Here is a 20,865-nt window from a genome sequence, read left to right as displayed (position 1 = left end):
CTCACCGCTGTCGTGGATCGAGGGCGTCGCGCAGCGAATCGCCGAGCGAGATGAGGGAGAGGGCCGTCACGGCGAGGAACAGGCTCGGCCAGAGCACCACATGCGGCGCGTTGGCGATCAGCGCCTGGCCCTGAGCGATCTGCCGACCCCAGGAGATCGCGGGAGCCTCGAGGCCCACACCGAGGAAGGTGAGTCCTGCTTCCGCGACGATGATGCCGCCGACGCTGAGCGCGACGATGGCCAGCACGGGCCCGAGCGCATTCGGAAGGACATGGCGCACAGTCGTGCGCCATGTTCCGATACCCATGGCGATGGAGGCTTGGACGAACTCCGCAGCGCGAACCGATCGGACCGAGGAACGCACCAGTCGAGCCATCGTCGGCCAGGAGAAGATCGCCAACACCAGTGAGACGGTGAGCACGGAACGCTCCCCCAGGCCGATGAGGAGGATGATCGCGCCGATGATGAAGGGAAAGCCGAGGAACACGTCGGTCAGGCGCGACAGCACCGAGTCGATCCACCCGCCATGGATGCCGGCGAGGGTTCCGACGACCACGGCGACCAACAGGGCCAGAGCGGTGGTGATGAAGCCGACCAGGAGCGAGTTCCGCGCACCGTGGATCACGTTGGTGTACAGGTCGCAGCCTTGGACATCGAACCCGAAGGAATGCCCTTCGGTGGCCCCGCCCAACGATTCGGAGAGGTCGCACAGCCGCGGGTCGCCATTGCCGAACCAGCCGCCGACCCATTCGGGTGCGACCGCGAGGACCAGCATGACAGCGAGGAGCACGAGCGCCACCCAGAAGGTGACCTTGTTGCGAAGGGTCGGCCAGATGCCTCGAGGACGGATGTGTGCCCGCTCGGCGAGGCTGTCGCGGTCGAGAGGGGGGATGGCGTCAACCACGACGGATCCTTGGATCGAGGACTGTGGCGAGCAGATCGACCACGAGATTGGTGACGAGGAAGACCAGCACGAGCGCGGTGGCGATACCGACGACCAGGGCTCCGTCATGGGAGCCGATGGCTGTGACGAGCAGCTGTCCCACACCGGGGAGGTTGAAGATGCTCTCGACGAACACCGTCCCCCCGAGCAGGGCGCCGAAACTGACACCGACGAGAGTGAGCACCGGCAGCGCCGCGTTCCGCGAGACATGCACCCCGAGGACTCGTGCCGGCGTGAACCCCTTCGCCCGGTGGGTTCTGACGAAGTCGGAGACGAGGGTGTCCGCGACGCTTCCTCGGGTGAGCCGGACGATCGCGGCAAGACCGAACACCGCCGTCACCGCCGCCGGCAGGATGAACGCCAGCGGCCAGCCCGCTGAATCACCGGCGACCGGGAGGATGCCCAGCCTCACACCGAACACCAGACGGGAGACGACCGCGAGCACGAAGATCGGGATCGCGGAGATGACGACGGTGAGAAGGAGAATCCCGCGGTCGATCACCGTTCCTCGGCGGACTCCGGCGATCACACCCAGGATCAGACCGCCCACGACCTCGAAGCACCATGTGGTGAGGGCGAGGATGACGGTGGTGGGCCACCTTTCCGCCATGAGATCGGCCACCGGCCGGCCGGTGAAACTGGTACCGAGATCTCCGCGGAGGAGATTGCCCAAGTAGAGCACGTACTGCCTCCAGAGAGGTTCGTCGAGATGGTGCTCCGCGCGGAGCTGGGCGACGACCGCCGGCGAGAGCGGTCGGTCACCGCCCAGCGCCGCGATCGGGTCGCCTGGGAGCGCGTAGACGCAGGCCAGGATGACGAACGTCACCCCGAGGAAGACGACGGCGAACTCGGCGACCCTCCGAGAGCCCGATGCGATCATGGCGCGGCTGTCACTCTCGGCAGCACGAGGTACCCGGCAGAGACGGCGAGGTCGGCGACCTTGTCGGACACGATGAACGTGATCGTCATGTTGAACAGCGGCGCGACCGGGAACGTTTTCGCGATGATCTCCTGCGCTTCGGCGTAGCCGGCCTCCGCGTCCTTCGGATCCAGTTGAGAGTCTGCCGCCGTGATCGCAGCCTCGACGGCCGGGTCGAGTCCCTGCGAGCACCCCATGCAGATGCCGCCGGGCGTGAAGACGGACCGCAGGGTGTTCTGCTGGCTGGGATAGGGCGGGTACCACCCGGAGGAGAACGGTCCGGCCATCTCGCCCGAGGCACGCGCGCCGAGGAATGCCGGATAGTCCGTCGCCGGCGTCAGGATCACATCGTCGAGTTCGAGGTTCTGCCGAAGCTGGTTGGCGTATGCCTCCCACTCGACATTCGGCCCGGGGCCGACGATCAGCTCCACGGTGCCGCTCAGCCCGCCCGCCTCGGCGAGAAGCGTCCTTGCCGCCTCCGGATCGAACTCGCAGAACTCTGCGCACACTCCGTCGGGAGTCCCTGGTTCGGCCGGAGACGTCCAGGCCGTGGCCGGGTGGTAGCTTCCGGCGAACACGGCCTCGTTGACCGCGTCGCGATCGATCGCCATCGAGAAGGCCTGACGCACGCGGATGTCGGCGAACCGCGGGTCGTCCATGGGGAACGCCATGTAGCTCGTTCCAGGGATGTCACTCGTACGCAGATGATCGGGGAAGTCGCTCGAGGCGACGGTGACCTTGTCCTGCGGCACCGTGAGGATGTCGAGGTTGCCTGCCTGCGCGTCGGTGTAGGCCGCCCCCAGATCGACGTAGGGCTTGAAGATGTACTCCTGCACCCCGGGCTTCTCTCCGGCGAAGTCCTCGTAAGCGGTGACGGTGAAGGATTCGTTCGCCTGCCGGGGATCGGTCATCTCGAACGGGCCGTTCCCGATGGGCATGCTGTCGTAGGCCTCCGGGTCCTCGAAGGCCTGGGCGGGCATCGGATAGAACGCCGGCATGTTCTGCGAGAGCTGGACGGGGAACTGCCCCTCGGGCGACGACAGGGTCACGGTGAAAGTGGTTTCGTCGACCACCTCCAAGCCCGACATCTCGGCCGTCGCCGGCTGGCCGTCTGCGGTGTTGAGGTCGGCGTATCCCTGAATGCCGCTCATCGAACCGTTGCCTGCCCAGGCGTTGGGACCGTATGCCACCGCATTCCAGGAGTCCACATAATCTTGAGCTGTCACGGGCGTCCCGTCGTGGAAGGTCCAGTCGGGCTTCAGCTCGATCGTCCATGTGATGGCGTCGGAAGAACTGACGGATTCAGCGGCGATCATCGAGATCTCGCCCTGAGCGTCGACGAAAGTCAGCGGGCTGAACAGCGCCTGCGCCGGGAGGTACCCGCTCAGCGTGCGACCGGGCGTGAGGTGGTCCGGCTCGTATCCGCCGATCGTGAGGCTGGCCGCGGCGGGCTTGTCACTCGTCCCGCCTGAGGAGGCACACCCGGCAAGGCCCAGCGTTGCGACGAGCAGTGTGGAAAGTGCGATTCGGGAACGTCTACTAACCAACATGCAGTCCTCCTTGACAAGGTGCGTAGCGCACTCAGTTGAATCCCTCAACTATTACAGATTTCAGTTTTCTAAAGTATTACGATCGAGTAACGCTGCAGAGTCGCCGTGCTGCACGACCTGAATCATGCCGCCCGCTACGGCACTCATCTGATCGCGATGAAGGATGGCCAGGTGGTCGCCGAAGGCAGTCCGGATCAGGTCGTCACGGCCGAACTGGTCGAAGAGGTCTTCGGACTCCGATGCCTGGTGGTGCCGGATCCGGTCGCCGGGACGCCGCAGGTGGTCCCGCTGGGGCGGGACCGCAGTTGCCGCGCTGCCAGGCTGAGCGGCTCCGCTGATGAACGTGCAAGATGAGGGGCATGACATCGAAAACCCCCTCCCCCAAGCAGTTGCGTCTGATCATCGAGACCGACGACTTCGACACCGCGCTGCGGTTCTATCGCGACGTGCTCGGCATGCCGGAGCAACTGGCCTACGCGACCGAGGGCGATGACCGCGTGGCGATCCTGCACGTCGGCGTCGCGACGATCGAGCTGGCCACACCGACGCACGCCCGGAACATCGATGACGTCGAGGGGGCACCACGCACACCGGGTGCCCTGCGGATCGCGCTGGAGGTCGACGACACGGAGCAGGCCGTCGCTGCGGCGACAGGCGGCGGCGCCGAGCTGATCTCCCCGCCGGTGAAGACGCCTTTCCGGAGTCTCAACGCCCGCGTGCAGGGTCCGTCTGGCTGGCAGGTGACGTTCTTCCAGGAACTGGAGACGCTCGAGGAGCGCGCGGCGCGCGAGGGTTTCACGACCGACGACGCGCGCGAACGCTGACGCCGCCGGTCACGGGCATCCGTTTCACCGATCGACGGTGAACCACGCCGTCGGGCCATTCGTGAGCAACGGTGCCTCCTTCGCCCCGAAACGGGAGGCGGCATCCGGCCACGCGATGAAGTTCCTCTCCGCTCGGCGCGCGATGTCCTTCGTCATCGGGTCGACGGCGAACACGCTCCTCCCGCCGGTGCGCACCACCCGCATCAGTTCGCGGATGTACTCGCCAGTGCGGGTGTCGCCGGTCGGCACGGATGCCCGCAGCTCGCCGTTCCGCAGGCCTTCGTCCTCGGAACGCGGCCGCACGAGGCTCGCGAGGCCGGCGCCGACGATCGCGTACACCCACCCCCGACCGGACGGGTGACGCACCACGTAGTCACGATGGAACATGCTTTCGGAGATGAGGCTCGTGTCCACGAGGGTGACGTGAGGGCCCGCGCATTCGCTCAGTGATGAGCGAAACGTCGGTGTGGGCGTCTCGGGTTGTCGAGTCGCGTCGACGAACCTCACTGCGGGAAGCCGGGATCGCACCGCATCGCTGAACTGTGCTTCATCCGCCGGCGTCATGAAGACGCAGAGTCGATGGAGCTTCGACGGTGTGCTCATGACACCAGGGGTGACGCGATCTTGGTCGCCCGGTAGGACTGCCCATCTTTCGTGGCACGCCACCGGCGCCAGTGCTTCGCCGACAGCCGGAAGGGCAGGTGCTTCTGCACATGAGCGGCAGCAGGGTGCAACCGGTCGTCGGCGGGGAACCCGAGCCAGAGCGACAGAGAGGAGGCTGTCGTGCCGAACATGGCACGTACCCCGGATGCGCCGAGGAGGCGTCCGTACCCATCCACCGCGAACGGACCGAACGCATCGGCATCGATCCCCTCGTACGGCGTTCCCGCCGCGGGGTCGATCAGAGCCACGCGAGCAGTCCAGACCAGGGAGGCCAGCGGATGCCCGTGGTCGGTCACAGCTCCCGAGCCAGCACTGCTCAGAGCGTCGAGCGTGGCATCGACGTCATCTGGGCGAACCCGCCATTGGGTGTGTGTCCGCTGCCGGCTCTGCGGTCCGCCGAGCTGCGCCGCCGCGAACGATTCGAAGCGGTCTCCGACGTCGGGCGGGCCTCCGGCCCAGAGCTGGAAGGACATCTCCGGTGCACCGACGGTCAGCACGGCGGCGTCGAGGAAGTCCTGCACGCTCCCGTAGGCCACGCGGGGGTTCTTGGTGCGTAGCGAGTGCGCACCACCCGCCGAGGTCGGCAACCCGTCGTAGGTCACGACCTCCTGATTCGATGTCACCCCTCCATTATCCCGACGACGAGGATGCGCGCGAAGCGTGCGCAGACGCTCCGGAACCGGCGCGGCGCGGCAGGAACGACGACAGCACGCGCCGGTAATCTGGGTCGTGGCGTGGCCGACGGTCGGCGGGTTCAGGGGAGAGTGGATGAGGGCGTCAACGAGTAAGCGGACCATGGTGTTGCACAGTGCGCACCGGGAGCAGTTCGACGTGCCGGACAGAGACCTCGTCTTCTACGACCAGCCCTACGACGCCGAGCAGCTGTCACGCATCACCGATGTGCACCTGTGGTCGCCTCTCGAGGGTCCCATCGACCGTCTCCCGGAGATCATCACAGCGATGACGGGGTTGAAAGCCCTCAGCATCGGGCCGGGGCGGGTCCTCCCCACCGTCGTCACTGAACTGCGGCAGGGCGATCTCCCGGAGAGTCTGGAAGACCTCTCGGTGCACATCGGCGATCGGACCCTGGTGTGGCCGGATGTGGTGGTGCCGAACCTGAAGAGCCTCTACGTCGGCGAACCGTTCCGATTCAAGAACGAGCACTTCCCCCGGCTCCGCGCGCTCTCCCTCTACCCGCAGAGATCTCTGAACAACGTGCGGCAGGCGCTCGAACTGCCGCTGGAAGAACTGAACCTGTTGAACGTGCCCACCGACGAGGAGATCTTCCGCCTCGTCGAACCGGTGGGCCTTCGCCGTCTCGGACTGATCGGCGGACGCACGCTCACGAGCATCACCGGGATCAGCGCGCTCCCGCAATTGGAGTCGTTGCGGCTGAAGAACCTCACCGCCCTGGGTGACATCTCGGAGCTGGCTGCTCTCCAGCAACTCGAGGTCCTCAACATCCAGTACTGCAAGAAGATCGTCGGCATCGCCGCCGTCAACGACCTCCCGCGACTGCGCCGGCTCACCCTGGTCGGATGCGGGAACATCGGACTCGAGACGATCGAGGCGAAGATGTCGACGCTGGAATGGGTCAACACAGGCGCGACGACGTGACGGTCTTCCAGCGTGCCGCCGAATCCTTGCAGGAAGCCGGGTGGACGTGCGAGCTTCCCCCGCCCACGGAAGAGGGCGTTCCTTCCGCACTGCACACGGCATCCGAAACGGTGATCCGATGGGTATCCTCGTTCGCGCTCCTGTCGAACTCAGACGAGACGGTGTGGTTCTTGTCCCGCCACGACTACTCGACCGGCGCGGAGGGCGCGTTCGCGTGGAACGAGTGGGAAGAGCTGGGCATCGAGGCAGCGACGACGGATGCTGAGGCGGAAGCGGTATCCCGTTTCTGGGAGCGCCACCTACCGATCCTGCTCTCCGTTCGCAACGGATACGAGTACCTCGCAGTGCGAGACGATGGAGCAGTCGTCCATGGGGCGGAACCGGAGTTCGAAGAGGCGGATGTCGTGTTCTCGCAGTTCGAGGATCTGCTGAGGCACATCATCGCCCAGCCAGCGCGACGCGACCACGTCGTCGACAGATTGCTGTTCGATCCACCCAGCATCCCTGAGACCGCGCCAGACGACTAGCTCTCTACCTCCGGGTCCAAGGGCAGATCGTCCGCATGTCCAGCAGCGGCGGCACGCGCATAGCGCCGCGCGTGCGCTTCATGCGCTGCGTCGGCTTGCTCTTCGCCGTCCCATTGGTCCGGCAGCGGCTCGCCCTCACGACGTGAGCGTGTCACACGTGCGAGGCCGAACGCGACGGGCGTGTTCACAAAGGCGCACCGCGTGAAGCTCGTGCCCGCGAAGAACGTGGCATCGACGAACGTGCAGTCCGTGAAGGTGGTATCCGAGAAGTCGGCTCCGCTGAGGTCGGCACCGTCGAAGGTGCAACGGTCGAATCGAGTATTCGGCGACGATCTCGACGTGCGTAGATCCGCTCCAGTGAAGTCGCACTCGGTGACGTGCGTGCCTATCGCCAACCCCTTCAGTGATGCGTCACGGAAACTGCATCGCATGAAGCTGCGGTCGAAACGGGGCTGCCCGGTGAGAGATACAGAATCGAACAGGCAGTCGGAGAGCTCGGACTCGAAGAACATCAGGCGGCCTCGTGCGCGGCGGAAATCGACGCGGGACAACGTGATGAACCGGAACTGCAAGCCATCCCGCCCTGATTTCACGCCACGCAGATCCAGCCGGCCCTCGTCCGTCGCAGCCCAGTCGGTATCGAACCGATGCGGACCCTTCACGATGCGCGCCTGCTCCAGAATCTGCTCCTGCAGCGCAGCCAGCCGATCCGCCGTCCAGCGGCGTGACAGCTCGGCGTCGCCAGGCGTTTTCACTGGCTCGTCTTCTCGGCAGCAGGCGTCGCCGCATCAGGAGCTGCATCCGCGTCGGGGGTGGCCTCTTCGTCGATGAGGAACGCGATCTTCCCTCGCTCTGCGTCCACGTCGAAGGCAGTGTCACGGGCAGCGATGCGACTCATGAGATCGGCGACTGCCGCGTGGATCGTCTGCCGCAGAAACGCGATCGGATCAGAAGCGGCGCTGACATCGTCGTTGCTGATCCGGATTTCTCCCGTGACAGTGCGTCGCGGCAGAAACACCCGCGGTGTCCGCAATCCGGACGGGCTGGGCACCGGCGTGATCTCGCCACCGACCGTGAGGAAGAGGTCGAAGTGGTACGAGAAATCCACGGTTCGCACGTGTTGTTTGATCCGCGCAAGCTCCTCGATGAAGCCCGCCTGCGGGAATGGACCACCCCACACCGTACGGAACGTCAGCCGCCCCTTCGGCACGCTGTCGCGTCCTGTGCTGACCGGTTCTCGCTGACTCGCATCACGATCTTCGACGGTTCCCACCGGAGCAGTTTAGCGACGGCGCTTCGAGAGCTGCGCGTTGCAACACCGTCGTCGCGTTGGGCTAGAAGTCGAGGAAGCCTGCGACGACGTCGCGCACGGTCCCGTCTTCATCCGGTGTGCCGTAGAAGTACACGGAGCCGTATCCCCACAGATATTCCGTGATGACGTCTTCGAGCTCGCCCTCCACAGGCCACCCCTCCTCGTCGATCTGGAAAAGGAATCGATGCCCATCGGCGCGCACGGCATCAGCGAACGCAGGCTCACCTTGAATCAAGACGGGTTCGTCATCGATCCGCACCAGAGCCGGCGTGGACGCGGCGTCCGGTCGCTGGCTCAGCGCTGTCGCACGCAGTCCCGGCCACCCCAGGTCGTCCCGCGCACCACGCGGTGAGGGATCATGGACGATCGCCCGCATCGCCATGTCCGGATAGACGACATCCTCGTCCTCGATGCCGAAGCCGGCACGCAACACCACCGACACCTCACTACTGCCGGTCCACGATGCGCAGCCCGCGGCAAGAGTCAGCAGATACCGATGCGTCTCCAGAAGCGGATGCGTCTCGATCACCGACGGCGGAGCACCACCCAACCGCGCCCCATCCCCGCGATCCGGCAATGCGGGATACAAGAGCACAGGCATGGTTCAAGCCTATGGGCACCTCGAGGGCGGTCACCGGTGCATGGTGATGCGGCACCATCGGCCGGTCGACCGGCTAGGGCGAGTCGTCAGTCGAGGGAGCGTCGACGCCGCGCTGGAGCTGCTGGCCCAGCAATGGCAGTTTTCTCCACCCGAGGAGAAACGCTACGGAGGCGAGTCCCGGCCCGAGGGCTGCCCACCACATTCGGGCGGTCCCCTCTACGAACACAAAGGTGGCCACCATCGCGATCGTGACGACGAGCGCAAACACCCCGAGGATCAGCGTGAGCACCTGCCGGAGTCTGAGCTTGCGGTCTTCATTCATGACACAACATAAGAATGACTGAGGTCGGCACGCCCTCATCCTGGCAGAGGCTGTGGACATCTGGAGCCCCTTGGAGCCCTTGACGTTCCCCAGACATGCAGAAGGCCCGGAGACTCTCGCGAGTTTCCGGGCCTTATGTGGTCGGGCTGACAGGATTTGAACCTGCGACCCCTTGACCCCCAGTCAAGTGCGCTACCAAGCTGCGCCACAGCCCGTTGTTCCGCACTTCCGCGCGGGCAACTCCCCTATCTTAGCCTGACCGGACGGCGCTCCGCGAACCGGTGCGTTGCGGGTGTCGGATGCTCGGCGTAGCGTGCGGTCCATGGCGACGATCACGACCGAGGTGGCGACCACCGCCCGCTGGGATGACGTTCAGCACGCGCTCACCGGGGGTGGAGACGGTGCGAGCTGTCAGTGCATCTGGCCGGTCCTGAGCAATAAGGACTGGAACGAGACGACCACTCCGCAGCGCACCGAGATGTTCCGCGCCGAGATCGACGACGGGCCTCCGCCAGGGATCATCGCCTACGTCGACGGCGAGGCGGCGGGGTGGATCCGCATCGGTCCTCGCACGAAGCAGGCGCGCGTCCCGCGGACGCGCATCATCGCCGCCGCGTCGACCGAGCCGTTCGATGACGAGTCGGTCTGGGCCGTGACGTGCTTCGTCGTGCGGCGAGAGCATCGCGGCACAGGTCTCAACCTCGAGTTGCTGCGAGCCGCGGTCGACTACGCACGGAGATCGGGCGCTCGGCTGATCGAGGGCTACCCCGTCGACACGCGTGGTGAGAAGCAGCGCGCGAACGACCTGTTCCACGGCACGGTCGGCACCTTCCGCGCCGCCGGCTTCTCGGAGACCACCGAACTCAAGCTGGGGCGCACGCTCGTGACACTGGTTCTCCGCTCATGAGCGGCGAATCGGAGCTCCCCGCCGCGATGGGCAAAGTGGCGCGCCGTGAGCTCGCGTTGAACGGGTTGACACGTCTCGATCAGTTCGACGGCGCGTCAGAAAAGGAGCTGCTCGCGATCCACGGCGTCGGGCCGAAGGCGATCGGCATCCTCCGCGAGCACCTGGAACGGGACGGCCGGATGCTGGCGCCCTGACCGGGCACTAGCGTGAAGTCATGAGCGACGAGCATCCGACCATCGACGATCCAGAACTGGGCACCCTCGCACGTGCGACGACCGAGCTGACAGACGGCAGCGTGCTCACTCACGACTGGTACAGCGGCACCGTCGTCATCGACGGCGTGGAGCTCGAGCTCATGCTCGAGGGCACGAGTCCGCAGGACGTCACTCCCCTGCTCCCCCGCGTACGCGAGACGATCGCCGATCTCACGTCGCTCCGGCGGATCGCTTCGGATGCCGTGGTCACGAACTTCAGCAACGGCGAACCCGAACCCCACGAACTCGACGACGCGGCATCCGACCTCACGCTCGAGACGATCGAGGCCGCCTCCGACGGCACCATCATCCTGCATCTGATCGACAGCTGTGGCGAGCATTTTCCCGAGGGGTACTGGCCTGCCGTGCACCTCTGCGCGGGCGGCGATGTCGAACAGGTCACCGTCGAATCCTGATCCGGCGGGATCGATGAAGCGTCGAGAATACGATGGGGAGATGCAGCGCCGCACTCTGAGCCCGACGATCATGTGGGCATTCGTCCCCTTCGTCGCGGTCTCGGTCTTGCACGTCGTGCTCCTGGCCTTCGAAAGCCCGGCCGCCGGACCGACGAAGCTGCTGCTGATGCCACTCCTGGCCGTGCCGGTGCTGCTCTCCGCCCGAGACGTCGCGCCGCGTTCCGCGCTGATCCTGCTCCTGACCGCTCTGCTGTTCTCTTGGCTCGGAGACAGCGTCGGCGCATTCTTCCCGACCGCGCCCGAGCTGCCGTTGATGCTGCTCTTCTTCGGCATCGCGCATCTGGCATACATCGCCCTGTTCGTCCGCCATCTGGGAAGCGGACGGATGCCGTGGTGGGCACTCGTCTATGCCGCGTGGTGGGTCGCGATGCTCGTCTTCCTCGGCCCGCACACCGGCAGCCTGCTCATCGCTGTGGCCGTGTATGGACTCGTGCTGGGCGGGACGGCGGCCTTCTCCGCACGATGCCACCCGCTCGTCGCTGTCGGGGGCGCGTTCTTCCTCGCGAGCGACACGATCCTCGCATTCCGGCTGTTCCTCCCCGGCGCCCTCCCGGCATGGAGCAACCCGGCCATCATGCTCACCTACACGATCGGTCAGGGACTCATCGTGGCCGGCGCCCTGGTCGCCCTGCGGAAGAGGAACTCATGATGGTGGATGCCGCGCGGGTCGACAGCTGGCTCTGGGCCGTCCGCGTCTACAAGACGCGCTCGGCGGCGACGACCGCATGCCGCGCGGGGCATGTACGCGTCAACGGCGAGAAGGTGAAGGCTGCTCAGGCCGTGCGCATCGGCGACGAGATCCGCATCCGGATCTCCGGCTTCGACCGGATTCTCGCCGTGCGACAGGTCCTCGTCAAGCGCGTCGGTGCTCCTGTCGCCGCCCTGGCATACGAGGATCGCACGCCGGAGCGCGAGCCGCAGGCGGCGCTCGGACTCCGTGATCGCGGCGCCGGAAGGCCGACCAAGCGCGAACGTCGAGACATCGACAAGCTCCGCGGACGGGACGAGTTCTTCCTCGAGTAGTATGCTGCCATATTCGAACGTATGTTCTAATCTGGGGGTATGGGCACAGCGGCGGACGGATTTCGACCTCGATCTCGAGGAGCGTGGTCGTGTGCTGGATGCGTGGGTGGAGAAGAAGCGGCAGATCGCGGTGCTCGAGTGCGAGGCGATGGGGCTGATGGTGGAGCAGATCTCGATCCACGATGCGGATGTGGCGGGGAGTCCGTTTCATCGGGATGCGATCTACCGATCGATGGTCGCGGAGTTCTCGGCCGCGGGGCGGATCCCTCAGGGGTCGGTCGAGTTCGCGTTCACGGACGCCCGCACGGTGAGTGGCGAGTTGCCCGCGGTGTGGGAGGCGTTCGGGGCGGGGCGGATCAGTGCCTCTCATGTGCGGGAGGTCTGTCGGGCGAGTGCGATCGTGTCGGAGGCGATCCGCAACAAGCGCGTGGATGCCGGCGTGATGGGGTTGTATGAGGCGGCGGTGCTGGTATTCGCCGAGCGAGAGACCGCTGCCCGCACCCGGGCGCACGCGGCGCAGGTTGCGGCGGCGCTGGTCGGGGAGACGGTCACGGACCGGCACAAGCGAGCGGCCTCGGAGCGGTGTGTGAAGGTGCGTTCGGTCGGTGACGGGCTGGCGTTGTTGACGGCGGTGTTGCCGGAATGGCTCGCTGTCGCGATCGCGGACCGGTTGGCGCAGATGGCCCGACAGGTGATCCGGAACCGCACTCACGCCGGTCGCAACCCCGACGGCCAGAGCGGCTCCGGTACGGACTCCGACACGGATTGCGGAGCCGGTTCCGACTTCGCCCGCGATGCCGACTCTGACGGCAAAGTCGACGCCGACGTCGACGAGGGCAAGATCTTCAGCGACGACACGTTCGCCACCGACCCCGACACCGACACCGATTCAGACACGGAAGCTGTCCCCGCGGACACGCGCACCTGGGATCAGGTGCAGGCGGATCTGTTCGCCGACCTCCTCCTCACCGCCGACCCGAGCGCCGTGCATGGTGGCGGGCTGGACAACATCCAGGGCCGCATCCAGGTCACGATCGCTGGGACCACCCTGACCGGTGCCGATGACCGGCCGGCGGAGCTCGACGGGTACGGGCCGATACATCCCGATATCGCCCGGGATCTCGCCGGACGGAACACTGGCTGGTCGCGCCTCTTCCTCGATCCAGACGGAATGGTCGTTCAGACCGACACATACACGCCGACCGAGCAGATGCGGCGGTTCCTGCGTGCCCGGGACCAGCACTGCCGGTTCCCCGGATGCCCGTGCACCGGTGCGACATCGACCACAACCACGACCACGCCCGAGGCGGCAAGACCCGGGTCGACAACCTCGCCCACCTCTGCCGCCGCCACCACACCCTCAAACACCCCGACATCCCCGACACGCACCGGTGGACCGCCCAGCAACAACGCGACGGCACCATCACCTGGCACAGCCCTCTCGGCCGCGACTACACCGACCGACCCACCCACCGCGTCATGTTCATCTGACGCAAGAGCACGACCTGAGAGAGGATGTCCCTCGTGCTAGCTCTTCGCGCGGTCCGCCTGCGCCAGCAGATCCACCAGCCATCCGGCAGACCGAACCTGAGCGGCACCCGCCTGCTCGACGCGTTCGCGAAGCGCTCGGTCGCTGGTCACCGCCAGAACCGTCTCGCCCGCCGCGACTCGTCGCTCGACCTCGGCGACGAGCGCGTCGTCACCCGAGGCATCCGCGTTCACGACCGACACCGAGCCGGCGTTCAGGCCGGAGGCGATGCCCCGTGCCTGACCCTCCAGGACCAACGTCACCTCGGGGAACCACAGGTCGCCCTCCACACCGAGATCCGACGCGGGGACAGCCAGCCCCTCCAGCCGCGACCGGAGCCGGGAAGCCGCACCGGCGCGGTCCTTCCACCACCCGTTCGGCACAGAACCGACCACGTTCGCACCGTCGACGACGACCGCAGGACGAACATCGAGCAGCGCCCGCAGCGCCGGCCAGGCGTCACCGAATCCGGGATGCAGCGGCCGCGTCGCAACCTCATCGACCGGCACCCACTCGAGAGCCACGCTCTCCGGGTCGCTGATCACCGGCTCGAAGGGCACCTGCACATCCGCGATGACGGTCGTGTACGACCAGACCTCCAGATCGAGCACGCTGATGAATCGGGCCCTGACCGCGCCATCCGGCACGCCCGCTTCCTCCTGGGCCTCGCGGATCGCGCCGACGATCGCCGTCTCCCCCTCGTGCAGCGCACCGCCCGGCAGACCCCACGTGCCGCCGAAGTGGCTCCACGAGACGCGATGCTGCAGCAGGATGCCGCGCGCAGGGTCGAACGCGAGCAGCCCGGCTGCGCCGAACCGCCCCCAGTACTTCTCCCCCGACTCCGCGACCACCCAGGCATCACCGGGGTTCCGCGGCCCGTCGGGGCGACGCGGCTCACCGGTGGCAGGAGGTACGACAGTCACCCCCTCAGCCTTTCACAGCATCCGGGCATCGGCATCACCTGGCGCAACAGGCGGGAACAGCTCAGCGCTGACGCTTCTCACGCACGCGCATGTTGACGACGATCGGCGTTCCCTCGAACGAATACAGCTCGCGCAGGCGACGCTGGATGAACCGGCGGTAGCCCGGGTCGAGGAACCCCGTGGTGAACAGCACGAACGTCGGCGGACGCGTCGATGCCTGCGTGCCGAACAGGATACGCGGCTGCTTGCCACCACGCAGCGGGTGCGGGTGCTCGGCCACGAGCTCGGCGAGGAAGGCGTTGAACTTGCCGGTCGGGATACGGCGATCCCAGTTCTCGAGCGCCGTCTCCAGCGCCGGGACGAGCTTGTCGAGGTGACGGCCCGTCTTCGCCGAGATGTTCACGCGCGGCGCCCAGGCGACGTGCGCCAGGTCCTGCTCGATCTCGCGCTCGAGGTAGCGACGACGGTCGGCGTTCTCGAGGTCGTCGTCATTCAGGCGATCCCACTTGTTGAACGCGAGCACCAGCGCACGGCCCGACTCCAGCACGAGGTCGATGATGCGCACGTCCTGCTCGCTGATCGTCTCCGACACATCGAGCACGACCACCGCGACCTCCGCCTTCTCGAGAGCGGCCGAGGTGCGCAGCGACGCGTAGAAGTCCGCACCCTGCGCCATGTGCACGCGACGACGGATGCCGGCCGTGTCGACCAGGCGCCACATCTTGCCGCCAAGCTCGACGACCTCGTCGACCGGGTCGCGCGTCGTGCCGGCGAGCTCGTTCACGACGACGCGCTCTTCACCGGCCGCCTTGTTCAGCAGCGACGACTTTCCGACGTTCGGTCGACCGAGGATCGCGACACGGCGCGGTCCGCCGATCTCCTGCTTCGCGACGGCCGAGATCTCGGGGAGCTTCTTCAGCACCGCGTCGAGCAGGTCGGCGACGCCGCGGCCGTGGATGGCCGACACCGGGTAGGGCTCGCCGAGACCCAGCGCCCACAGCGCTGCGGCTTCGGGCTCCTGCCGGGTGTCGTCGATCTTGTTGGCGACGAGGAACACCGGCTTGCCGCTCTTGCGGAGCAGCTTCACCACGTGCTCGTCGGTCGAGGTCGCACCGACCATCGCATCCACGACGAACAGCACCATGTCGGCGAGATCGATCGCGATCTCCGCCTGCATCGCGACCGAGCGGTCGATGCCGCGGGCGTCGGGCTCCCAGCCGCCGGTGTCGACGATCGAGAAGCGGCGATCGGCCCATTCGGCCTTATAGGTCACGCGGTCGCGGGTGACACCGGGGGTGTCCTCCACGACAGCCTCGCGACGGCCGAGGATGCGGTTGACGAGCGCGGACTTGCCCACGTTCGGGCGACCGACGATCGCCACCACCGGCAGTGCCGGGCTGAACATGATCCCGTCCTCGCCCATGGTGATGCCCGCCAGGAGCGCGGCATCCTCATCGTCGAGCTCATAGTCCGCCAGACCTGCGCGGAGCGTCTCGGCGCGCTGATCGGCGAGTTCCTCGTCGATCAGCTCCATCTTCTCGGCGAGCTGGTCGGGACCGCCTTCGTATTCGTCGTCAGCCACGGTGTGCTCCTCGGTGTTGCTCGATCACCGAGAGAACGGCGTCGATGGTCTGGGAAAAATCTAGGTCCGTCGAGTCGACGACCTCGACGCCGTCCGCGGCGTTCAAGAAGTCGACGACGGCACTGTCGGACGCGTCGCGCTTGTGCAGCGCTGCCGCGACGGCATCCGCGTTCTCGCCGGCGAGTTCGCCGGCGCGTCGGGCGGCCCGCACTTCGGGGGCCGCGGTCAGAAGGATCCGCACGGGGGCATCGGGCGCGACCACAGTCGTGATGTCGCGTCCCTCGACGACCACCGCCGGATACGCGGCGTCTGCGACGAGGGCACGGAACAGCTCGTTCACCTGGGCGCGGACCTCGGCGACCTTGGCCACGCCGCTCACGGCGCCGGAGACCCGCGGATCGCGGATCGCCTCGGTCACCTCGACGTCGCCGACGCGCACTGTGCGGTCATCGGGGTCGAGACCGAGCACGACGGGGAATTCGGATGCCGCGGTGCGCACGGCTTCCGCGTCGGAGGTGTCCGCTCCACGGTCGAGCACATGCCAGGCGAGCGCACGGTAGGCCGACCCCGTGTCGAGGTAGCCGAAGCCGAGCCTGCGCGCGACGGCCTTCGACACGCTGGACTTGCCCGATCCCGCGGGACCGTCGATCGCGATGAACTTGGTGGCGCCGGTGGCCGAGAGCGAGGTGTCAGTCATTCGTGTTCCCTGCAATCCGCCATCCGCGTTCCTGGAGACCCGTGATCGCCCCGTGCAGTGTCGCCGGTTCGACGCTGATCTCCGCCAGGCCGAACTGCGCTCCCGGCGAGTGCTCGAGACGCAGGTCCTCGACGTTCACACCGAGCTCGCCGAGCTCGCCGAAGAGGCGCCCGAGCTGACCGGGGGTGTCGTCGATCATCACGATGAGCGATTCGAAGCGCTGGTTCTGACCGTGCTTGCCGGGGAGGCGGTCGACGCCGTCGTTCCCCTGGCGGATCGTCTCCGCGACGACGCGGCGAGCACCCGGCGCACCGGGTTCACGCAGGGCGTCGGAGATCTCACCGAGATCGGCGGCCAGCGCATCGAGGATCTCGACCACCGGTCCGGCGTTCGCACCGAGGATCTGCACCCAGAGCTCGGGAGCGGATGCCGCGATGCGGGTCGTGTCGCGGACGCCCTGGCCCGCGAGGCGCAGGGCACCCTCCTCGGCACCGGCGAGGCGTGCCGCGAGAAGGCTCGCGACCACCTGCGGCACGTGAGACGTGAGCGCGACCGAGCGGTCGTGCTCTTCGGGAGTCATCTCCAGCGGCATGGCGCCGACATCCAGCGCGAGCGCCTCGACGAGCGCGAGGTCGGAGGCCTTCGTCTCCCCATCACGGCAGACCACCCAGGGACGGCCGATGAAGAGGTCGGCGCGGGCGGAGATCGCTCCCCCGCGCTCACGACCGGCGAGCGGATGCGAGCCGATGTAGCGGGTGAGGTCGACTCCGCGCGCCTGGAGCGTGCGGAACGGCTCGAGCTTGACGCTCGCGACGTCCGTCACGACGGCATCGGGGAATCGGGCGAGTTCGGCCTCGATCACGTCGGCGGTGACATCGGGCGGCACGGCGACGACGATCAGCACGGGAGTGTCATCGTCCGCGGCGAGGCGTCCGGCTCCGTAGTCGACCGCGAGACGCAGCTGGGCGGGCGACGCGTCGGTGAGGACGACGTCGACGCCCTTCGCCCGCAGGGCATGCCCGACGCTCGCGCCGAGCAGACCGGCACCGACGATGCGGACGGTGCCGGAGAGCCGAGGCGCGACGACGCCGGCCTTCCGCGCCGTGGGCGCACTCGTCGTATCGGTCACTCGTTCTCCTGCTGCTCGCCTGGCGCCTCGGCGACACCGGAATCCTGGCGCGACAAGGTCAAAAGCGCGCCTAGTTCGATTTTAGTCAGTTCCCGCGTCTTCCCCGCCGGGAGGGTTCCCAGGTGGAGCGGTCCGAACTGCCGGCGGACGAGTTCGGTCACGGGGTGGCCGACCGCGGCCAGCATCCGGCGCACGATGCGGTTGCGTCCGGAATGGAGGGTCAGTTCGACCAGGCTCGATCCACGAGAGGTGTCGAGCAGTCGCGCCTTGTCGGCCGCGATCGGACCGTCGTCGAGCTCGATCCCCTTCGTGAGCTTCGAGATCGTCTGCGGCAGGACCGTTCCCTCGACCTTGGCGATGTACACCTTCGTGACGCCGAACGACGGGTGGGCCAGCACGTGGGCCAGTCCGCCGTCGTTGGTGAGGATGAGCAGACCGCTCGTCTCGGCGTCGAGCCGGCCGACGTTGTACAGGCGCTCCTCGTAGTCGGCGGTGAAACGACGGAGGTCGGGGCGTCCGTTCTCGTCCTTCATGCTGCTCACGACGCCCGTCGGCTTGTTGAGCATGACGTACCGCTTGGAGACGTCGAGCTGGATCGCGGTGCCGTCGACGTCGACCAGGTCGTGCTCCGGGTCGATCCGTCGACCGAGCTCCTCGACGACCACGCCGTTGACGCGGATGCGCCCCTCGACGATGTAGTTCTCGACGACGCGGCGCGATGCCACCCCGGCGGCGGCGAGCACCTTCTGCAGGCGGACGCCCTCTGGCTGCTGTTCGGTCTCTGAGCTTGTCGATGCGTCAGTCATCGGATGGTCCCTTCGTCGAAGCCGTCTGCGCCGTCGTCGAGCAGCGGGGAGATCGGGGGCAGCTCGTCGAGCGAGTTGATGCCCAGGTGCTGCAGGAGCGCGTCGGACGTGCCGTAGTTGATCGCTCCGGTCTCGGAGTCGGCGAACAGCTCGGTGATCAGACCGCGGGCGAGGAGCGTGCGGACCACGGAGTCCACGTTCACCGCGCGGATGGAGGCGACCTGACTGCGCGTGACCGGCTGCTTGTACGCGATCACGGCGAGGGTCTCGAGCGCCGCCTGCGAGAGGCGGGCCGGCGCCTGCCCTCCGATGAACTCGGCCACGACGCCGTCGTGGTCCTCGCGCACATAGAGCCGCCAGCCGCCGCCGACCTCGCGCAGCTCGAAGCCGCGGCGCGGACCGTGGCCGCGCCCGTCGTAGTCGTCGACGAGCGTCTCGAGCGTCTGCCGGACAGCCGGCACCGGGGACCCGACCGCGGCGGCCAGCGCCATCAGGCCGATCGGCTCGTCCACGATCAGCAGGATCGCCTCGATGCGCTCGGAGAGCGGGGATTCGGTCACGACCTCCTCGCTCACGGTCTCGGTCGAAGTGTCATCGGTCATAGTCGGCTCCCAGGGTCGCCAGAGTCTCATCCGACCAGGCGTCGGCTGCCCAGCGCAGCGTGAGCTCGCCGAGCGGTTCCAGTTGTTCGAAGGACAGTGCGGCGTGGCGGTACAGCTCCAGCACGGAGATGAAGCGCGCGACGACGATGCCCGGCTCGGTGACGCCCGCGACGAGCTCGCGGAAGCTGACCGACTCGGTGCCGCGCAGCAGCGTCACGACGATCGCGGCCTGCTCGCGGATGCTGATCAACGGCGCGTGCAGGTGGTCGAGTCCGACGTGCGGGATCTCCTTCGGCGCGAAGGCGAGGAGCGCGAGGGCGGCGAAGTCGTCGGCCGTGAGCGACCAGACGAGCTCCGGTGTCTGACGGCGGTGCTTCTCGTCGAGGCGCACCGCGCGCACGTGTCGTCGGTCCTCGCGCTGCAGGCAGCGGGCGAACCAGCTTGAGACCTCCTTGAACGCCCGGTACTGCAGCAGGCGGGCGAACAGCAGGTCACGGGCTTCGAGCAGCGCCACCGCCTCGGCGTCGACCAGTTCGCCCTGCGGCAGGAGGCCAGCCACCTTCATGTCGAGCAGCGTGGCGGCGACGACCAGGAACTCGGATGCCTGATCGAGCTCCTCGTCGTCGTCGAGCTGGCTCAGATAGGCGATGAACTCGTTGGTGACCGCGCTCAGCGACACCTCCGTGATATCCATCTCGTGCTTGGAGATGAGGTTCAGCAGCAGGTCGAAGGGGCCGTCGAAGTTCGACAGCGAGACACGGAATCCCTCGGCGGGATCCGCGATCTCGTCCGCCCGGTCAGGAGTCTCGTCAGGCGACGGCGCCACGGGCGACCAGCTCCCGCGCCAGCCGCAGGTACGCCTGGGCGGCGGCGTGCTCCGGAGCGAACTCGGTGATGGGCACACCCGAGACCGAGGCATCCGGGAACTTCACGGTGCGGCCGATCACGGTCTCCAGCACGTCGTCGCCGAACGTCTCCACCACGCGCTCGAGCACTTCGCGGGAGTGCAGCGTGCGTGCGTCGTACATCGTCGCGAGCAGGCCGTCCATCGTGATCGACGGGTTGAGCCGGTCGCGGACCTTGTCGATGGTCTCGATCAGCAGCGCGACACCGCGCAGCGCGAAGAACTCGCACTCGAGCGGGATGATCACACCGTGCGCGGCCGTGAGGGCGTTCACGGTGAGCAGTCCGAGAGACGGCTGGCAGTCCACGAGGATGACGTCGTACTCCCCAGCCACCTGGCGGAGCACGCGGGCGAGGATCGTCTCACGAGCGACCTCGTTGACGAGATGCACCTCGGCGGCGGAGAGGTCGATGTTCGCCGGCATGACGTCGAGGCCCTCAACGCTCGAGTGCACGATCGCATCGTGCGCGTCGCGCTTCGTGTCGAGCAGGAGGTCGTAGACCGTCGGGACGTCGTGCGTCTGGATGCCGAGACCGGCGGAGAGCGCGCCCTGCGGATCGAAGTCGACCGCGAGCACCTTGCGACCGTACTCGGCGAGGGCCGCGGCGAGGTTGATGGTGGTCGTCGTCTTGCCGACGCCGCCCTTCTGGTTGCACAGCGCGATGATGCGCGCCGGACCGTGCGACTTCAGCGGCTCGGGCGTGGCGAACCCGTGATACGGACGGCCGGTGGGTCCCATGGGGGTCTCGTCGGCCT

Annotated in this window: 26 protein-coding genes, 1 tRNA gene and 1 pseudogene; 10 read left to right on the top strand and 18 right to left on the bottom strand. The window is 67.3% G+C overall.

Features of this window, described 5'->3' with window-relative positions; genetic code table 11:
• Position 1: 1 nt before the first annotated feature.
• The 3 genes from ABS642_RS01530 to ABS642_RS01520 are packed head-to-tail and all read right to left on the bottom strand — an operon-like array spanning position 2 to position 3,412.
• Positions 2–904, bottom strand: a complete 903-nt coding sequence (locus tag ABS642_RS01530) for an ABC transporter permease (RefSeq protein WP_350352001.1) — start codon at positions 902–904, stop codon at positions 2–4.
• Positions 897–1,823, bottom strand: coding sequence for an ABC transporter permease (locus ABS642_RS01525; RefSeq protein WP_350352000.1), 927 nt, complete (start codon positions 1,821–1,823; stop codon positions 897–899). Before ABS642_RS01525 ends, ABS642_RS01530 begins: the two co-directional genes overlap by 8 nt.
• Complete coding sequence (locus ABS642_RS01520; protein ID WP_350351999.1) at positions 1,820–3,412, bottom strand: ABC transporter substrate-binding protein; 1,593 nt, start codon at positions 3,410–3,412, stop codon at positions 1,820–1,822. Before ABS642_RS01520 ends, ABS642_RS01525 begins: the two co-directional genes overlap by 4 nt.
• A 99-nt stretch (positions 3,413–3,511) precedes the next feature.
• On the opposite strand from ABS642_RS01520, the pseudogene ABS642_RS01515 reads away from it, so the two are divergent.
• Both ABS642_RS01515 and ABS642_RS01510 read left to right on the top strand, forming a co-directional pair.
• Positions 3,512–3,766, top strand: a pseudogene (locus ABS642_RS01515) (hypothetical protein); the annotation flags it as partial.
• Between the two features lie 5 nt (positions 3,767–3,771).
• Entirely contained in the window at positions 3,772–4,236 is a 465-nt protein-coding gene (locus ABS642_RS01510) for a VOC family protein (RefSeq protein ID WP_350351998.1), read from the top strand.
• A gap of 24 nt (positions 4,237–4,260) precedes the next feature.
• Here the strand turns inward: ABS642_RS01510 and ABS642_RS01505 are convergent, their stop codons facing one another.
• Together ABS642_RS01505 and ABS642_RS01500 are read right to left on the bottom strand one after the other, a co-directional pair.
• On the bottom strand, positions 4,261–4,623 hold the full coding sequence (locus ABS642_RS01505; RefSeq protein WP_350351997.1) for a hypothetical protein: 363 nt from the start codon (positions 4,621–4,623) through the stop codon (positions 4,261–4,263).
• A gap of 212 nt (positions 4,624–4,835) precedes the next feature.
• A complete protein-coding gene (locus tag ABS642_RS01500; protein WP_350351996.1) occupies positions 4,836–5,522 on the bottom strand; it encodes a hypothetical protein in 687 nt (228 codons plus the stop codon).
• Positions 5,523–5,694: 172 nt separating this feature from the next.
• Here ABS642_RS01500 and ABS642_RS01495 point away from each other — a divergent pair, with 172 nt between their 5' ends.
• A complete protein-coding gene (locus ABS642_RS01495; RefSeq protein ID WP_350351995.1) occupies positions 5,695–6,516 on the top strand; it encodes a hypothetical protein in 822 nt (273 codons plus the stop codon).
• On the top strand, positions 6,513–7,043 hold the full coding sequence (locus ABS642_RS01490; RefSeq protein WP_350351994.1) for a hypothetical protein: 531 nt from the start codon (positions 6,513–6,515) through the stop codon (positions 7,041–7,043). The genes ABS642_RS01495 and ABS642_RS01490 overlap by 4 nt, the downstream gene beginning before the upstream one ends.
• Here ABS642_RS01490 and ABS642_RS01485 read toward each other — a convergent pair.
• The 5 genes from ABS642_RS01485 to ABS642_RS01465 all read right to left on the bottom strand — a co-directional run bounded on the left by ABS642_RS01485 (position 7,040) and on the right by ABS642_RS01465 (position 9,493).
• The gene (locus ABS642_RS01485; RefSeq protein ID WP_350351993.1) at positions 7,040–7,798 is read right to left on the bottom strand and encodes a pentapeptide repeat-containing protein; all 759 of its coding nucleotides are present in this window, start codon (positions 7,796–7,798) and stop codon (positions 7,040–7,042) included. The genes ABS642_RS01490 and ABS642_RS01485 overlap by 4 nt on opposite strands.
• Entirely contained in the window at positions 7,795–8,316 is a 522-nt protein-coding gene (locus ABS642_RS01480; RefSeq protein ID WP_350351992.1) for a hypothetical protein, read from the bottom strand. The genes ABS642_RS01485 and ABS642_RS01480 overlap by 4 nt, the downstream gene beginning before the upstream one ends.
• 61 nt (positions 8,317–8,377) lie before the next feature.
• Positions 8,378–8,956 carry a hypothetical protein gene (locus ABS642_RS01475; RefSeq protein WP_350351991.1) on the bottom strand — a complete coding sequence of 193 codons (579 nt, stop codon included), beginning with the start codon at positions 8,954–8,956 and terminating at the stop codon, positions 8,378–8,380.
• 73 nt (positions 8,957–9,029) lie between these two features.
• Positions 9,030–9,278: a hypothetical protein gene (locus tag ABS642_RS01470; RefSeq protein WP_350351990.1), complete on the bottom strand. Its 249-nt coding sequence runs from the start codon at positions 9,276–9,278 to the stop codon at positions 9,030–9,032.
• Between the two features lie 138 nt (positions 9,279–9,416).
• Positions 9,417–9,493 (bottom strand) — tRNA-Pro (locus ABS642_RS01465).
• A 107-nt stretch (positions 9,494–9,600) separates the two neighbouring features.
• Between ABS642_RS01465 and ABS642_RS01460 the strand changes: the two genes are divergently transcribed.
• The 6 genes from ABS642_RS01460 (at position 9,601) to ABS642_RS01435 (ending at position 13,469) form a co-directional block, all read left to right on the top strand.
• Positions 9,601–10,185 carry a GNAT family N-acetyltransferase gene (locus ABS642_RS01460; RefSeq protein WP_350351989.1) on the top strand — a complete coding sequence of 195 codons (585 nt, stop codon included), beginning with the start codon at positions 9,601–9,603 and terminating at the stop codon, positions 10,183–10,185.
• Positions 10,182–10,379 carry a hypothetical protein gene (locus ABS642_RS01455; protein ID WP_350351988.1) on the top strand — a complete coding sequence of 66 codons (198 nt, stop codon included), beginning with the start codon at positions 10,182–10,184 and terminating at the stop codon, positions 10,377–10,379. Before ABS642_RS01460 ends, ABS642_RS01455 begins: the two co-directional genes overlap by 4 nt.
• Before the next feature lie 20 nt (positions 10,380–10,399).
• Positions 10,400–10,855 (top strand): hypothetical protein, encoded by a 456-nt coding sequence (locus ABS642_RS01450; RefSeq protein ID WP_350351987.1) that lies wholly within the window; start codon positions 10,400–10,402, stop codon positions 10,853–10,855.
• Between the two features lie 40 nt (positions 10,856–10,895).
• Entirely contained in the window at positions 10,896–11,564 is a 669-nt protein-coding gene (locus ABS642_RS01445) for a lysoplasmalogenase family protein (protein WP_350351986.1), read from the top strand.
• Entirely contained in the window at positions 11,564–11,938 is a 375-nt protein-coding gene (locus ABS642_RS01440) for an RNA-binding S4 domain-containing protein (protein ID WP_350353383.1), read from the top strand. The genes ABS642_RS01445 and ABS642_RS01440 overlap by 1 nt, the downstream gene beginning before the upstream one ends.
• A 106-nt stretch (positions 11,939–12,044) precedes the next feature.
• A complete protein-coding gene (locus ABS642_RS01435) occupies positions 12,045–13,469 on the top strand; it encodes a DUF222 domain-containing protein (protein ID WP_350351985.1) in 1,425 nt (474 codons plus the stop codon).
• On the opposite strand, the gene ABS642_RS01430 is transcribed toward ABS642_RS01435, so the two are convergent.
• From ABS642_RS01430 to ABS642_RS01395, 8 genes are all read right to left on the bottom strand, one after another.
• Complete coding sequence (locus ABS642_RS01430; protein WP_350351984.1) at positions 13,466–14,389, bottom strand: NUDIX hydrolase; 924 nt, start codon at positions 14,387–14,389, stop codon at positions 13,466–13,468. The two genes, ABS642_RS01435 and ABS642_RS01430, sit on opposite strands and share 4 nt — an antisense overlap.
• Positions 14,390–14,450: 61 nt before the next feature.
• The gene (gene der, locus ABS642_RS01425; RefSeq protein WP_282217466.1) at positions 14,451–15,923 is read right to left on the bottom strand and encodes a ribosome biogenesis GTPase Der; all 1,473 of its coding nucleotides are present in this window, start codon (positions 15,921–15,923) and stop codon (positions 14,451–14,453) included.
• 40 nt (positions 15,924–15,963) lie between these two features.
• On the bottom strand, positions 15,964–16,668 hold the full coding sequence (cmk, locus tag ABS642_RS01420) for a (d)CMP kinase (RefSeq protein ID WP_350351983.1): 705 nt from the start codon (positions 16,666–16,668) through the stop codon (positions 15,964–15,966).
• Positions 16,661–17,797 (bottom strand): prephenate dehydrogenase, encoded by a 1,137-nt coding sequence (locus ABS642_RS01415; protein WP_350351982.1) that lies wholly within the window; start codon positions 17,795–17,797, stop codon positions 16,661–16,663. The genes cmk and ABS642_RS01415 overlap by 8 nt, the downstream gene beginning before the upstream one ends.
• Positions 17,794–18,603 (bottom strand): pseudouridine synthase, encoded by an 810-nt coding sequence (locus tag ABS642_RS01410; RefSeq protein WP_282216719.1) that lies wholly within the window; start codon positions 18,601–18,603, stop codon positions 17,794–17,796. Before ABS642_RS01410 ends, ABS642_RS01415 begins: the two co-directional genes overlap by 4 nt.
• Positions 18,600–19,205 carry an SMC-Scp complex subunit ScpB gene (gene scpB / locus ABS642_RS01405; RefSeq protein ID WP_350351981.1) on the bottom strand — a complete coding sequence of 202 codons (606 nt, stop codon included), beginning with the start codon at positions 19,203–19,205 and terminating at the stop codon, positions 18,600–18,602. The genes ABS642_RS01410 and scpB overlap by 4 nt, the downstream gene beginning before the upstream one ends.
• Positions 19,195–20,031, bottom strand: a complete 837-nt coding sequence (locus ABS642_RS01400) for a ScpA family protein (protein ID WP_282216717.1) — start codon at positions 20,029–20,031, stop codon at positions 19,195–19,197. The genes scpB and ABS642_RS01400 overlap by 11 nt, the downstream gene beginning before the upstream one ends.
• The gene (locus ABS642_RS01395; protein ID WP_282217465.1) at positions 20,015–20,848 is read right to left on the bottom strand and encodes a ParA family protein; all 834 of its coding nucleotides are present in this window, start codon (positions 20,846–20,848) and stop codon (positions 20,015–20,017) included. The genes ABS642_RS01400 and ABS642_RS01395 overlap by 17 nt, the downstream gene beginning before the upstream one ends.
• Between the last annotated feature and the right edge of the window lie 17 nt (positions 20,849–20,865).

The organism is Microbacterium sp. A8/3-1 (assembly GCF_040267695.1).
GTDB lineage: Bacteria > Actinomycetota > Actinomycetes > Actinomycetales > Microbacteriaceae > Microbacterium > Microbacterium luteolum.
This window is presented reverse-complemented; position numbering and strand designations above follow the sequence as displayed.